The sequence below is a fragment of the Cyanobium sp. Cruz-8D1 genome (assembly GCF_024345975.1).
Taxonomy (GTDB): domain Bacteria; phylum Cyanobacteriota; class Cyanobacteriia; order PCC-6307; family Cyanobiaceae; genus Cyanobium.
Genome location: NZ_JAGQCD010000003.1, coordinates 199,196 through 211,474 on the forward strand (window position 1 = coordinate 199,196; position 12,279 = coordinate 211,474).

A 12,279-nucleotide genomic window follows, 5' to 3' on the forward strand; every position below is an offset into this window, starting at 1 on the left:
GGGGGGGCCGGACTGCGGCAACCTGGAACGATGGAGACCCCGTTCGGCACCTGGTTCCACGAGGTGGTGGTGATGACACCGGGCCGCTTCGAGGAGGCCATCGATGCGGTGCTGGCGGTGCAGCAGTTCAAGACGGTGGTGCTCCACCTCAGTGCGATGGCGCCGGAGGAGGCCCAGCGCACGATCGACTTCGTTTCAGGCGGCGTCTTCGCCCTGGACGGTCAATCGGAGCGGCTGGGGGACACGGTGTTCCTGTTCGCCCCAGCCCTGGTGACGATCAGCCGGGATGGGGACGACAGGGACTGAGCCGGCGAGGACTGGCCACCCCGCCCTTGTGGAGCCCACAACGGGGCAGTAACACGGGCATCGGTTCTCTCCTGCCCATGAAGCGATCCACCGGCCTGGCCCTGCTGGCCCTCGCCGGGGGCCTCGCCGCTCCCCTGGCTGGCCCTGGCCCCAGCGCCCTGGCGGTGGGAACCGGCAGCGGGCAGATGGTGCTGGTCCGCACCGAGCGGCAGCTGCCCATCAGCGGCGATCCGATCTGGGAACTGCAGCTGTTGCTCCCGGGCCAGCCGCCACGGGCCTACGAAGCCCTGGTGGGACGCGCGCGGCGCCAGGACGGCGACCGTGACCGCCTGGGCAGCAAGGCGCCATTACCGCGGGGCCGCTACGCCGTGACCGAGATCACACCCGTGCAACCGACGGATGCTGTGGAACTGGGCCGCTTTCTCTGGATCGGCCTGCAACCCGACTTCCCCACCGCCCGCCGGGGCCTGGGCATCCACCACGATCCCAGTGCCGGCCGGGGGCGCAGCAGCGGCACCGACGGCTGCATCGGCCTGATCCACGGCAATGACCTGCTGGTGCTCGGTGATCTGCTGCGGCGCAGCGGCACCACCGAGTTGCTGGTGCGGGACTGAGCGGCGTTCCAGATCGGCCGGCGTTCAGCTGCGGCCGGCCAGGGCCTCCTTCAGCCCCCGCTCCAGTTCCTGGCGCTGGGCCGGGTCCCCCACCAGCAGCAGGGCCCCGGTGCCGGGCCACCAATTGAGCCGCAGGTTCGAGACGCCGTCCTCGACGGCCAGCATCTCAAAGGAACCCTGGTGCACCCAGTGGCCGACGCAGCCGAGGCTCTCGACTCGTGCCTGGAGTTCCTCCAGGGTTCCGTTGAACGTCACAGATCGGTACTGGTGTTAAAGGAATTGATGGACTTCGGCGGGATTGGCCCTGCCAGCACCGGCACATCCGCTGGCCCCGATTCCTGGGGCAGTGGCTGCCAGCCCGGTTGCCAGGCCTGGCGGTCGCGCAGTTCACCCAGGGGAACCAGCAGTCGGTAGCCTGGATCCAGCACCGCCTGCAGTTCCGCGGACCGCTCCTGGCCGCGTCCCCTCTGGCCCAGCAGGACGAAATGGCGGTAGCCGCCGCTGCTCTCGGCCCGGTCGGGCTGGGTGGTCCAGGCGGCGGAAAGCTTCATCACGCGAGCGGCGAGGGGGCGAGGAACGGAACATCAGCGGGTCTGGGCGGAGAGGGGCTCCTCGATCACCGGGTTGCGCAGCACCCCGATCCCCTCGATTTCCACGTCGACCGTATCGCCGCTGCGCAACCAGCGGGGCGGATCGGCCGCCATGCCGACGCCGCTGGGGGTGCCGGTGAGGATCACGGTGCCGGCCAGCAGGGTGGTGCTGGCGCTGAGGAATTCGATGATCGCCGCCACCGGGAAGATCATGTCGGCGGTGCTGGCCGCCTGCACCGTTTCGCCGTTGAGGCGGGTCTGCAGGGCCAGGGCCTGGGGATCGGGGATCGCCGCGGCACTTACCAGGCAAGGGCCCAGGGGCGCGAAGCTGTCGAAGCTCTTGCCGCGGCACCACTGGCCGCCGCCGAGGCGCGGCTGCTTCTGCCAGTCGCGGGCGCTGACATCGTTGGCGCACGTGTAGCCCAGCACCACCTCCAGAGCTTCGGAACGCGGCACGTTGCGGCAGGTGCGGCCGATCACCACCGCCAGTTCCCCCTCGTAGTCCACCTGGTGGCTGGGGGCGGTGGTGGGCAGGCTGATGGGGGCCTCCGGGTGCTGCACCGCCCCGGGCGATTTCATGAACAGCACCGGATAGGTGGGGATCGCCGCGCCGGTCTCGGCAGCATGGCGGCGGTAGTTCAGACCGATGCAGAGGATGGCCCGGGGCTCCAGAGGGGCCAGGATCCGCTGCACCACAGCCGGTTCCCCGCTGGGCACCAGTTCGCCGAACAGATCGCCCCTCAGGCGTTCCAGGCCGCCGTCGGGATGGCGGCAGGCCTGGTGGATCCCGCCTGCCGGCTCCTGATAGCGAACGATCTTCATACGGGCCTCACAGGGACGTCGCGGAGGGCTCAGCAGCGGAATCCCAACCGGCGTGGAGCGGCCACTCTCGCCCGGCGTTCCATGGATGATGGGGTCGCTAGCGGATCCAGGAGCACGCCGTGGTCGCCGAACCCCGTCGCCAGCGGAGCACGATCCTCCGGGGCGCCGAGCTGCTGAATGATCCCTTGCTCAACAAGGGCACCGCCTTCAGCCGGGCGGAGCGCCAGGCCCTGGGCCTGGAGGCCCTGCTGCCCTGGCAGGTGGAGAGCATCGAGACCCAGGTGGAGCGCTGCCGGCAGGCCTTCAACGCGATGGGCAGCGACCTGGAGCGGTACGCCTACCTCCAGACCCTGAGGGAGCGGAACGTCACCCTCTTCCACCGCTTCCTCGCCGACCACATCGAGCTGGCCATGCCGATCGTCTACACCCCCACGGTGGGGCAGGCGATCCAGCACTTCAGCCACACCTACCGCAGCCCCAGCCAGGGGATCTACCTGGCCGCACCGCAGCAGGACCGGCTCGAGGAGCTGCTGGCCCAGGCCTGCGGCGGCCCCGACGGCCACGCGCCGGACCTGCTCCTGGTCACCGACGCCCAGGGGATCCTCGGCATCGGCGACCAGGGGGTGGGGGGCATCCAGATCTGCCAGGGGAAGCTGGCCGTCTACACGCTCTGCGCAGGGCTTGATCCGGCCCGGGGGCTGCCGGTGATGCTCGATGTCGGCACCGACAGGCCTGAACTGCTCGCCGACCCCTGCTATCCCGGCCTGCGCCAGCCCCGGCTGCAGGGGGAGGCCTACACCGCCTTCCTCGACCGTTTCATCACGGCGGTGCAGCGGGTGTGCCCCGGCGCCCTGGTGCACTGGGAGGACTTCGGGGCCACCCACGCCCGCCCCGTGCTGGAGGCCTACCGGCGCCGGGTGCCGAGCTTCAACGACGACATCCAGGGGACCAGCAGCGTGGCCGCCGCGGCGATCCTGGCCGGCCTGCGGGGCCTCGGGCGCCAGCTCGCCGACCAGCAGATCGTCATCTTCGGGGCGGGCAGCGCCGGCTGCGGCATCGCCGAGCGGCTCTGGCGCCTGTTGCAGCGGGCGGGACTCAGCGCCGCCGAGGCCGCCGCTCGCCTCTGGCTGATCGACCGCGACGGGCTGATCCACGCCGCCACCCCGTCCCTGGCAGACGGCGCCAGGCCGTTTGCCAAGTCGCCGCAGCAGCTGGCGGCGCGCTTCGGAGCGCAGGCCCGCGGGAGCGGCCACGGGCCGGGCCTGCTGGCCGTGATCGAAGCGGTGCGGCCGGGGGTGCTGATCGGCACCTCCACCGCGGCCGGGGCCTTCGACCAGGCGGTGGTGGAGGCCCTCTGCGTTGGCGGCGAGCGGCCGATCGTTCTGCCCCTCTCCAATCCCACCCACCTGGCGGAGATCACCCCGGACAACCTGCTGCGCTGGAGCCAGGGCCGGGCCCTGGTGGCCACCGGCAGCCCCTTTCCGCCCGTGGCCTGCACCGGCAGCACGGGCCAGGTGATCGAACGGGTGATCGGCCAGTGCAACAACTGCTTCGTGTTCCCGGGCCTGGGCTATGGGGCCGTGGCGGTGGGCGCCACAGAGGTGAGCGACGCCATGATCGACGCCAGCATCGAGGCCCTGGCCGGGGTGATCCCGGCCGCCAACGATCCTGAGGCGCCGCTGATGCCACCCCTTTCGGCCGTGCAGGAGGTGTCCCGGGCCGTGGCCGAAGCCGTGGCGATCGCGGCGGTGCAGGAGGGCCTGGCCCGCCACGCCACCACGGCCAAGGCCGCCAGGAGCAGGCTCGAAGGCTTGCGTTGGAGCCCCGTTTACAAAGAACTGGAGGCGCTAAGTTAACACTTATTGGTGTTAGCATTTAACCCAATAGCCCTTTGCCAGTCGATGAAAGATCGGAAGATTCAGAAGTTTCTTTTCTCTGATATCGGCAACCGCTTAGGCTACCTTTTGGCAGGGTCATCGTTTCTCTACGTTTTCTTCTCTCTGGTCGTGCAGGCCGTTCCCTCGCTTCAGGAATGGCAAGGCCTGGCCTTCGCTCCGATCCGGCAGGTCGCCATGGCCTCTCCTCCCTTCGCCGACCTTGCCATGCTCACCCACAGCGCCCGCTGTGACGGCAGCCTGAGCAATCTCTTCGACGGCCGGGTGAACTGCGACCCCTATGGCCGCCTGTTCACCTATCCGCCGATGGCCCTGTGGATGTTCCGCGTCCTCGGCCTCTCCAGTGCCAGCCTCGGGTGGGTGGGCGTGGTGCTTGGGACAGCCGTGGCCCTGCTCACCGGCGCCTTGTTCTTCACCCTGATCCCCTCTGCCGCCGTGGCGGGGCTTCTGCTGGCACTGACTTTCCTTTCACTGCCATTCCAACTGGCACTGGAGCGGGCGAACAACGATCTCATCGTCTTCCTGCTGCTGGCGTTGCTGGCCCTGGCTCTGTCAAGCCAGAGGCGGCGCTCGGCCGCGGCTGCGGCCACCCTGGCGTTCCTTGCTGTGGCCACCAAGATCCTTCCCCTGTTCGGCCTCGTCGCCACCCAACTACTGCCTGCAGCCGTGAGATCCAAGGCCCGGCTTCCGGTGAGAAACCTCCGCTGGGGTCTGCTCGGTGGGGTGGCCGGCCTGTCCCTGGTCCTGCCCTGGCTCGGCTTGATTCTCCAGTCCCCCCGGGCGGGATCCTCAGCCATTGGCTGATGGCCCACCAGGTCTGTTACGACTGGATGGTCCATTTCAACTTGTCCGGAACTCAGTCCAGAGTCCTGGCCTTCAGTTGCCTGGGGATCAAGCTCCTTTTCATCCTGATGGGGTTCATTGGAGCCTGGCAGCAGGAGATGCGCCACCGCCTGCACTCTTTCCTGGCGTCGCAAGCCAGCCGGCTCGATGCACGGCTGATCGCCGTGACCATCAGCCTGTTCTCGGGCACCTGGGTGGGGACTTACCTGTTCACCAGGTCCTACGACTACAAGTTCATCTTCCTGGTGCCCGTCCTCGGGCTCACGGGCGCCCTGCTGTCCCGCAGGGCCACCGGTGCTGGTCAACAGGCCTGGATCACACTTGTACTGATCCCCATCCTGGCCGCCTGGTACAGCCCCTATCTGGCGATCAGCTTCAGCCAGCCCATGGGAATCTCGCTGGAGCTCGTCAATGACTTTGTGCTGATTCCAGTTCTTGCGGGCGCCCTGCTCGCCACGCTGGTCGGTTTCCGGTCCGCCCTAGGGGCCATCCCCTGAACCCGAAGGATCAATAAGAGCTGTGTCACCCACTCGCACCGGCCACGCCCCTGGCCTTAGCACCTTGGTCAATCACCCCCCGCGCGATGGGCTTTTTCGTCCGGCTCACCGACGCCATCGCCGCCCGTCAGTCGCTCCTGGTCACCGGCCTTGATCCCAATCCGGAGATGCTGCAGGCCTGGGCCCACCGCCGCGGCATGGGGGGCCGATCGTTTCTTTCTCAGGCGCGCCACTGGATCAAGGCGGTGGTGGAGGCCACCGCTGATCACGTTTGCTCCTACAAGCCCAGCCTCGGCTTCTACCAGGCCCTCGGCCCCGTCGGCCTGGAACTGCTGCGGGAGGTGCGGGAACTGGTCCCCCTCGACATCCCCCTGATCATCGATGCCAAGCATGGGGACCTGAACAGCTCCTCGGCCCTGGCCCACTACCTGTTCCGCGACCTCGGTGCCGACGGCGTCACCCTCTCCCCCCTGGCCGGCCAGGACATCGCCGCCCCGTTCCTGCTGTACCCGGACAAGGCGGTGGTGATCACTTGCCACAGCTCCAACGCGGCCGCCAGGGTGCTGCAGCATCACCCCAACGAGGACGACCCCCTCTACCTGCGCATCGTGCGGGAAAGCCAGCTCTGGGCCACCCCCGACCAGCTGCTGCTGGAGGTGGGCACCAGCGACCCTGCGATCCTGGCCCGGGTGCGCCAGGAGGCGCCGGAGCGTTTCCTGATCCTGCGCAGCCTCTGGGGCGAGGAGGACCGGCTCGATGCCCTGCTGGAGGCCGGTCTGAGCCCGTCCGCCGACGGCCTGTTGATGCCCCTGCCCCAGAACCTGCTGGTGGAGGACGACATCGCCGTCCGTTCGGCTGCCCTCAAACAGCGCATCAGCGAGCGGCGGGACCGGTGGCTGGAGCGGCGGGCGCGGGACCAGAGCGATGTCTGCAGCCTGTGGCTGCCGGACCGTCGTCAGGACAGCGCCACCCAGGCCGGCGCGGGCCCCCAGGATGATGGAGTCGGCAACGGAGCGGGAGACCCCCTGGCCAGCCTGATCGTCGATCTGTTCGACATCGGCTGCCTGCTGTTCGGCGACTACGTACAGGCCTCCGGGGCCGTTTTCAACTACTACGTCGATCTGCGCCAGATCATCTCCGATCCCAACCTCTTCCACCGGGTGCTGCATGCCTACGCCGGCCAGCTCGGTGAGCTGGTCTTCGATCGCATCGCCGGCATTCCCTATGGCTCCCTGCCCACCGCCACCGGGCTGTCGCTGCAGCTGCACAAGCCCCTGCTCTACCCCCGCAAGGAGGTGAAGGCCCACGGCGCCCGCCGCCTGATCGAAGGGGACTTCGAAGAGGGCGACCGGGTGGTGGTGGTGGACGACATCCTGATCACGGGAAGCAGCGTGCTGGAGGGCATCGCCAAGCTGGAGAGCTCCGGCCTGGAGGTGGAGGACGTGGTGGTGTTCATCGACCACGGCGGCCAGGCGGACACCAGCGCCCGCCAGCGGCTCGCCAGGCAGGGCTACCGCTGCCACGCCGTGCTCGACATTCCGCGCATCACGGGGGTGCTGCATGCGGCCGGGCGGCTCAGCGATGGACAGGCCGCCACCCTCGGCTATGCCCCTCCGGCGAGGGCATTGGGCGTTGGGGGGCTACTGGCCAGCTCGTAGAGTGGTACTGCGTCCCTGAAAAACCCGGGCGCCCCCTCCCGCCATGCCCCAGGTCCAGGGTCAGCCCCCCACGATCGGCGAGCTTGAGGCGAAATATTCCCTTTACTGCAAGGCGATGCGGCTGCTGCTTAAGCAGGGCAGCACCCTGGAGGCGATCCAGCGGACGGTCTGCTGGAGCCGGCTGGAACAGCTCCACATCTGCCTGCCCAGCCGCTACAAATCGCCCGACTATCTCTACGCCGTACTGAAGCGCGACCTGCGCTGATCGCAGGGTTCCTGATTCCCCTGCCAGGATCAGCGGGCGAACAGGGTCGGTGCCCGCTCAGGCGATTCCGTGAAGTCGATCTCCGATCCGTTCCTGCGCCGGCCCGTGCTGACGCTGGTGCTCAGTCTTCTGGTGCTCCTCGGAGGCCTGATCAGCCTGCCCGGGCTGAAGGTGGAGAACCTGCCTCCGATCGCCCCCGGCCGGGTGTCGGTGAGCGCCAGCTACCCGGGCGCCAGCCCCGAAGTGGTGGAGCAGGGGGTCACCAGCCTGCTGGAGAAGCAGTTCAACGGCCTGGAACGGCTGGATTCGATCCGCTCCACCAGTTCGAGCAACGGCAGCAGCATCTCCCTCGGCTTCGAGGGGGGGAATCCCGAGCTCAACCAGATCAACACCCAGAACGAGGCCGCGGTGGTGAGCCGCCAGCTGCCGGCCCAGGTGTCCCGCTTCGGCGTGCAGGTACGGCGCACCTCCGACGACCTGCTGATGGTGCTCAGCTTCAGCGCCAGCCGCGACCTCTACGACGACGTCTTTCTGAGCGGCTGGGTGGATCAGGTGATCCGCGACAGGTTGCAACGGGTGCCCGGCGTAGGGGAGGTGCGGCTGTTCGGGGGTAGTTCGCTCGCCTTCCGGCTGTGGCTGGATCCGCTGCGCCTGGAACAACGCGATCTGACCATCGCTGAGGTGCGGGACGCGCTCGAGGAGCAGAACGTGCTGGCCGCCCTGGGCCAGGCCGGTGTCGCCCCCTCCCCCGACGACCAGCTCATCACCCTGCCCCTGCGCATGGAAGGGCGCCTGCGCAGCGCCCAGGAATTCGAGAGTCTGGTGATCGACCGCAGCGCCAACGGTGGCGTCACCCTGCTGAAGGATGTGGGCCGGGTGAGCCTGGGCAGCGAGAACTACGAATCGATCGCCACCGACCTCAAGGGCAAGACGGCGGTGGCCGTGGGGGTCTTCCAGCGGGACGGCAGCAACGCCCTGGAGGTGAGCCAGGGCATCAATGGGGCCCTCGAAGCTCTCGGATCCAGCTTTCCACCGGGGGTGGATCTGCAGGTGATCGTTGATGAGGCGGCCTCGATCCGCACCAGCATCGACCGCACCACCGCGAGCCTGCGGGAGGCGGTGCTGCTGGTGTTTCTGGTGCTGCTGCTGGGGCTCGGCAACAGCCGACTCGCCCTGATCAGCGCCTCGGCGGTGCCGGTGGCCCTGATCGGATCCCTGGCCGTGCTGCGCCTCAGCGGCGATTCGATCAACACCCTCACCCTGTTCGGCATGGTGCTGGCCAGCGGCCTGGTGGTGGACGACGCCATCGTGGTCAGCGAGGACATCGGCCGCCGCCTGGAGAACGGCCGCACGCCGCTTCAGGCCGCCCAGGAGGCCATGGCGGAGCTGGGCGGCGCGGTGATCGCCACCTCCCTGGTGCTGATCGTGGTGTTCCTGCCGGTGCTCACCCTGCAGGGCACCCTGGGCCGCCTTTACGCCCCGATCGCCCTGACGATCGGGGCCACCATCGTGTTCTCCACCTTCAACGCCCTCACCTTCACCCCGGTGGCGGCCAGCCGGCTGCTGCACGCCGAGCGGCGCGAGCCAAGCTGGCTGCTGCGCTGGATCGATCCGCCCCGCCGGGCCCTGGAGCGACTGGAAGGCCCCTACGACCGGCTGCTGACCCGGGTGCTGGGCTGGCGGCGGCGGGTGGTGGTCGGCCTGCTGCTCGGTCTGCTGCTCACCGGGCTGGCACTGCAGCAGCGGCCCACAGCCTTCATTCCCCAGGAGGACAGCGGCCAGCTGAGGGGTGTGGTGTTGCTCCAGGACGGCATCGCCCTGCCGCGCACCCAGAAGGTGATGGACCAGGTGCGGGCGGTGGTGGCTGAGGAACCGCTGATGCGGTTCGCCAACTTCTACGCCGGACGCTCCTTCGGGGACAGCTCCCCCAACAAGGGCATCTTCTTCCTGCGCCTGCGGCCGATCGAGGAACGCAACAGCGCCGACCAGAGCGCGGCGGCGGTGGCCGAACGACTCAACAAGCGTCTGCGCCAGACGGTCACCGACGCCACCGTGATCGTGAGCGAATCCCCCACGGTGCGGGGCTTCAGCAGCGAGAGCGGCCTGGAGTTCGACCTGCTCGACACCAGCGCTGGCCGCCTCAGCCTGGGGGAGTTCCAGCAGCAGGCCGAGGCCTTCATCGCAGCGGCCCGGGACACCGGCGCCTTCGAGCAGGTGGGCACCCGCTTCAGCGCCGACGCCCCCCTGCTGCGCCTGATCCCCGACCGGCTGCGCATGGCCTCGCTCCAGGTGGATCTCGATGAAGTAGTGAGCGTGCTCGGGGCCAGCTTCGGCAGCGATTACGTCAACGACAGCTTCGAAGGCGACCAGGTGCGCAAGGTGATCGTCCAGCTGGAAGGCGGCTCCCGGCGAAATGCCGACGATGTGCTCGCCCTGCAGGTGCGCAGCCGGGACGACCAGCTGATTCCCCTGGCCCAGATCGTGCGGGTGGAGGCGGGCACCGGCCCCACAACGATCAACCACACCCGTCTGGTGCGTTCGATCAGCATCCGGGCCCAGGCCGGACCAGGGGTGAGCAGCGGCCAGGCCATCGCCCTGCTGGAGCAGCTGCAGCAGGACAGGGGCAGCACGGCCACCGATCTCGAGTGGGCGGGCCTGGCACGGGAGGAGGCCAGGGCCGGGGGCGGCAATCTCCAGGTCTTCGCCCTGGCGGTGCTGGTGATGGTCCTGGTGCTGGCGGGTCTCTACGAGAACTTCGCTGATCCCTTCATCATCCTGGCGACGGTGCCGATGGGGGTGCTCGGTGGGGTGCTGGGTCTGGCGCTGCGGGGCCTGCCCCTCGACGTCTACGGCCAGATGGGCCTGCTGGTGCTGGTGAGCCTGGCGGCCAAGAACGCGATTCTGATCGTCGAATTCGCCAACCAGCGCCTGGCCGAAGGGATGCCCCTCGACCAGGCCGTCCACGGCGCCGCCGTCGCCCGTCTGCGGCCGATCCTGCTCACCGCGTTCTCGTCGCTGGCGGGCTTCCTGCCGCTGCTGTTCGCCACCGGCGCCGGCTCCGCCAGCCGCACCAGCATCGGCACGGTGGTGTTCTTCGGGCTGCTGCTGGCCACGCTGCTGACCCTGTTCCTCGTCCCCACCCTGTACCGGATCATCAAGGGTTGGGAGCTCAGCCTGGGCGCCGGTCGCCGCGGGGAGCAGACGTAGGAGGCTGCTGGAAAACCGATCCAACTGCGTGCGACCGCCTCATTCGCATGTCTGCGCCGAGAAGCGGATTCCCTGGGACTATCCCATTGGCAGGTCAGGCGCCTGGCGGATCAGGAGCTGGGGCTCCTATCCATCCCGCAGGGGCCACGCAGGCTGGCTTTATTGCTGCAGACGAACGAGTGGATCCGCACGGAGCGGATTTTGTAGCCGAAGGCTTCGGCGAAGCAGCAGGAGCAGCTGGGCAACAATCTGCAGTTCCGCTGGATCGTCGTACGGAACCCTGTCCGCACCGTCTGGAATCCGACTGAACCGATGGCCGCCCGCCAAGTTCGTAGACACAAAAACTTGAAAACCCCAAATCGTGACGTGTTGCTGAGTGGGAACCTGATGGCACAGCGCCTCGAATGCTCCTAGAGTCAGCAGACGTAATGCCCTAAAAGTTACTAAATATTCGAGCTGTCCTCTAGCAAAAGCCATCAACTCACGTCATCGACGCCAGGCTCGAGTGAGTGCATGAATCGCCTGATCTTGTTTGTGGAAAATCCAGCCCAAGGAAAGAAGCTATCTCTCCACTCATGCTTTCGAACGATAAAGTCAGTACTTCGCAAACAAAATCCATGCGATCGGACGATAGAGACGACCTCAGACATTGATTTGGCGTTTTTTAGTTGCAGCTGAATGCAATGATCATACCGCGCAAACTCATAGAAGCGAGACGACTCAGCATCACTGAAATGAACATCTTCTGCGATACGACATAGGTCTGCATCATGCGCTCCTTCCTGAAGAGTCAGAGCAAGAGCCATGGAGAAGACATGATCCGACCAACGCTGGCCATTTTCCATCCAGACCCAATCATTAGAAGACAACAAGGTTGCAGCTTCTTTGAGCACATCTTTGTTAGTTTCTGGAAAGCCATATTTACATGCAAGAATCTCAACCTCGCCGAGACTGGCCGCTGCCACAATCAACTTTCTTACATCTGGATGCGCATCGACATAACGTGCAAACTCAGATAGTGCTTGCAACTTCTCAGGAGTAATCATAATTAATGAAAAATATTTTCATTTTACACGGGCTGACGATCTACTGGCTAGCCATTATGCAGTGTTTGCATAATGGGTTTGCCCCCCATTGACAGGACCGCGCTCTCCCCACTAGAAATTTAAGCCTTATGCAACCAATGAAATAGATATAAGGACTAAGGCTCCCCCGGGTTCAGGAAACGAGCCAGTACACCTCTGCACGCCCTCGCGCCCGAAACACCCACGGCCAAGACCAAGGCCCGTTGCCACACTGGTCATGGGGACGTCAGGCCATGACCGATGACATCTTTGGAGGCTCGTCCCCGAAAGGAAACGTGGTCTGGGCAGTCAGTTGCTGGAGCAGCAGGAGGAATGGCAGCTGGAGCGCCGCCGCTCCTTCTCAGAGGCCACGATGGCCAAGATCCCGGAGCTAGGAGTTTGTTGCCAATAGAGCATCGAGCCTCTGAGCACGGCGAATTCTGGCCGCGCTGAACTCTTCATCGCTGCTGAGGCTCTTTTGTTCTGCTGAGCATGCCCATCGATGGGCCTGAATCAGC

General features: G+C 66.8%; 12 protein-coding genes. 8 read left to right on the top strand and 4 right to left on the bottom strand.

All coding sequences use genetic code 11. The features are described from left to right. The first annotated feature begins 30 nt into the window (after nucleotides 1–30). Both KBZ33_RS03755 and KBZ33_RS03760 read left to right on the top strand, forming a co-directional pair. Nucleotides 31–306 carry a cell division protein SepF gene (locus KBZ33_RS03755; protein ID WP_254950257.1) on the top strand — a complete coding sequence of 92 codons (276 nt, stop codon included), beginning with the start codon at nucleotides 31–33 and terminating at the stop codon, nucleotides 304–306. Between the two features lie 77 nt (nucleotides 307–383). Then, entirely contained in the window at nucleotides 384–920 is a 537-nt protein-coding gene (locus KBZ33_RS03760) for a L,D-transpeptidase (protein ID WP_254950255.1), read from the top strand. Between the two features lie 24 nt (nucleotides 921–944). On the opposite strand, the gene KBZ33_RS03765 is transcribed toward KBZ33_RS03760, so the two are convergent. The 3 genes from KBZ33_RS03765 to KBZ33_RS03775 are packed head-to-tail and all read right to left on the bottom strand — an operon-like array spanning nucleotide 945 to nucleotide 2,332. Further along, on the bottom strand, nucleotides 945–1,175 hold the full coding sequence (locus tag KBZ33_RS03765; RefSeq protein WP_254950253.1) for a hypothetical protein: 231 nt from the start codon (nucleotides 1,173–1,175) through the stop codon (nucleotides 945–947). After that, nucleotides 1,172–1,471, bottom strand: coding sequence for a TIGR02450 family Trp-rich protein (locus KBZ33_RS03770; protein ID WP_254950251.1), 300 nt, complete (start codon nucleotides 1,469–1,471; stop codon nucleotides 1,172–1,174). Before KBZ33_RS03770 ends, KBZ33_RS03765 begins: the two co-directional genes overlap by 4 nt. A gap of 33 nt (nucleotides 1,472–1,504) precedes the next feature. Continuing rightward, the gene (locus KBZ33_RS03775) at nucleotides 1,505–2,332 is read right to left on the bottom strand and encodes a fumarylacetoacetate hydrolase family protein (RefSeq protein WP_254950249.1); all 828 of its coding nucleotides are present in this window, start codon (nucleotides 2,330–2,332) and stop codon (nucleotides 1,505–1,507) included. 119 nt (nucleotides 2,333–2,451) lie between these two features. Here KBZ33_RS03775 and KBZ33_RS03780 point away from each other — a divergent pair, with 119 nt between their 5' ends. From KBZ33_RS03780 to KBZ33_RS03805, 6 genes are all read left to right on the top strand, one after another. Then, on the top strand, nucleotides 2,452–4,188 hold the full coding sequence (locus KBZ33_RS03780; protein WP_254950247.1) for an NAD-dependent malic enzyme: 1,737 nt from the start codon (nucleotides 2,452–2,454) through the stop codon (nucleotides 4,186–4,188). 150 nt (nucleotides 4,189–4,338) lie between these two features. Next, a complete protein-coding gene (locus KBZ33_RS03785; protein ID WP_254950245.1) occupies nucleotides 4,339–5,031 on the top strand; it encodes a hypothetical protein in 693 nt (230 codons plus the stop codon). Between the two features lie 107 nt (nucleotides 5,032–5,138). Beyond that, entirely contained in the window at nucleotides 5,139–5,567 is a 429-nt protein-coding gene (locus KBZ33_RS03790) for a hypothetical protein (protein WP_254950244.1), read from the top strand. A gap of 86 nt (nucleotides 5,568–5,653) precedes the next feature. Continuing rightward, nucleotides 5,654–7,225 (top strand): bifunctional orotidine-5'-phosphate decarboxylase/orotate phosphoribosyltransferase, encoded by a 1,572-nt coding sequence (locus KBZ33_RS03795; protein ID WP_254950243.1) that lies wholly within the window; start codon nucleotides 5,654–5,656, stop codon nucleotides 7,223–7,225. A 43-nt stretch (nucleotides 7,226–7,268) separates the two neighbouring features. Further along, a complete protein-coding gene (locus KBZ33_RS03800) occupies nucleotides 7,269–7,490 on the top strand; it encodes a DUF3136 domain-containing protein (RefSeq protein ID WP_254950241.1) in 222 nt (73 codons plus the stop codon). 69 nt (nucleotides 7,491–7,559) lie between these two features. Beyond that, the gene (locus KBZ33_RS03805) at nucleotides 7,560–10,697 is read left to right on the top strand and encodes an efflux RND transporter permease subunit (protein ID WP_254950239.1); all 3,138 of its coding nucleotides are present in this window, start codon (nucleotides 7,560–7,562) and stop codon (nucleotides 10,695–10,697) included. A gap of 476 nt (nucleotides 10,698–11,173) precedes the next feature. Here the strand turns inward: KBZ33_RS03805 and KBZ33_RS03810 are convergent, their stop codons facing one another. After that, on the bottom strand, nucleotides 11,174–11,743 hold the full coding sequence (locus tag KBZ33_RS03810; RefSeq protein WP_254950237.1) for a hypothetical protein: 570 nt from the start codon (nucleotides 11,741–11,743) through the stop codon (nucleotides 11,174–11,176). Nucleotides 11,744–12,279: the final 536 nt, after the last annotated feature.

What these genes read in the sequence shown, in the direction of transcription:
- KBZ33_RS03800 (WP_254950241.1), top strand. Translation starts at nt 7,269, where the DNA reads ATGCCCCAGGTCCAGGGTCAGCCCCCCACGATCGGCGAGCTTGAGGCG.
- KBZ33_RS03755 (WP_254950257.1), top strand. Translation starts at nt 31, where the DNA reads ATGGAGACCCCGTTCGGCACCTGGTTCCACGAGGTGGTGGTGATGACA.
- KBZ33_RS03775 (WP_254950249.1), bottom strand. Translation starts at nt 2,332, where the DNA reads ATGAAGATCGTTCGCTATCAGGAGCCGGCAGGCGGGATCCACCAGGCC.
- KBZ33_RS03810 (WP_254950237.1), bottom strand. Translation starts at nt 11,743, where the DNA reads ATGATTACTCCTGAGAAGTTGCAAGCACTATCTGAGTTTGCACGTTAT.
- KBZ33_RS03795 (WP_254950243.1), top strand. Translation starts at nt 5,654, where the DNA reads ATGGGCTTTTTCGTCCGGCTCACCGACGCCATCGCCGCCCGTCAGTCG.
- KBZ33_RS03770 (WP_254950251.1), bottom strand. Translation starts at nt 1,471, where the DNA reads ATGAAGCTTTCCGCCGCCTGGACCACCCAGCCCGACCGGGCCGAGAGC.
- KBZ33_RS03790 (WP_254950244.1), top strand. Translation starts at nt 5,139, where the DNA reads ATGGGGTTCATTGGAGCCTGGCAGCAGGAGATGCGCCACCGCCTGCAC.
- KBZ33_RS03760 (WP_254950255.1), top strand. Translation starts at nt 384, where the DNA reads ATGAAGCGATCCACCGGCCTGGCCCTGCTGGCCCTCGCCGGGGGCCTC.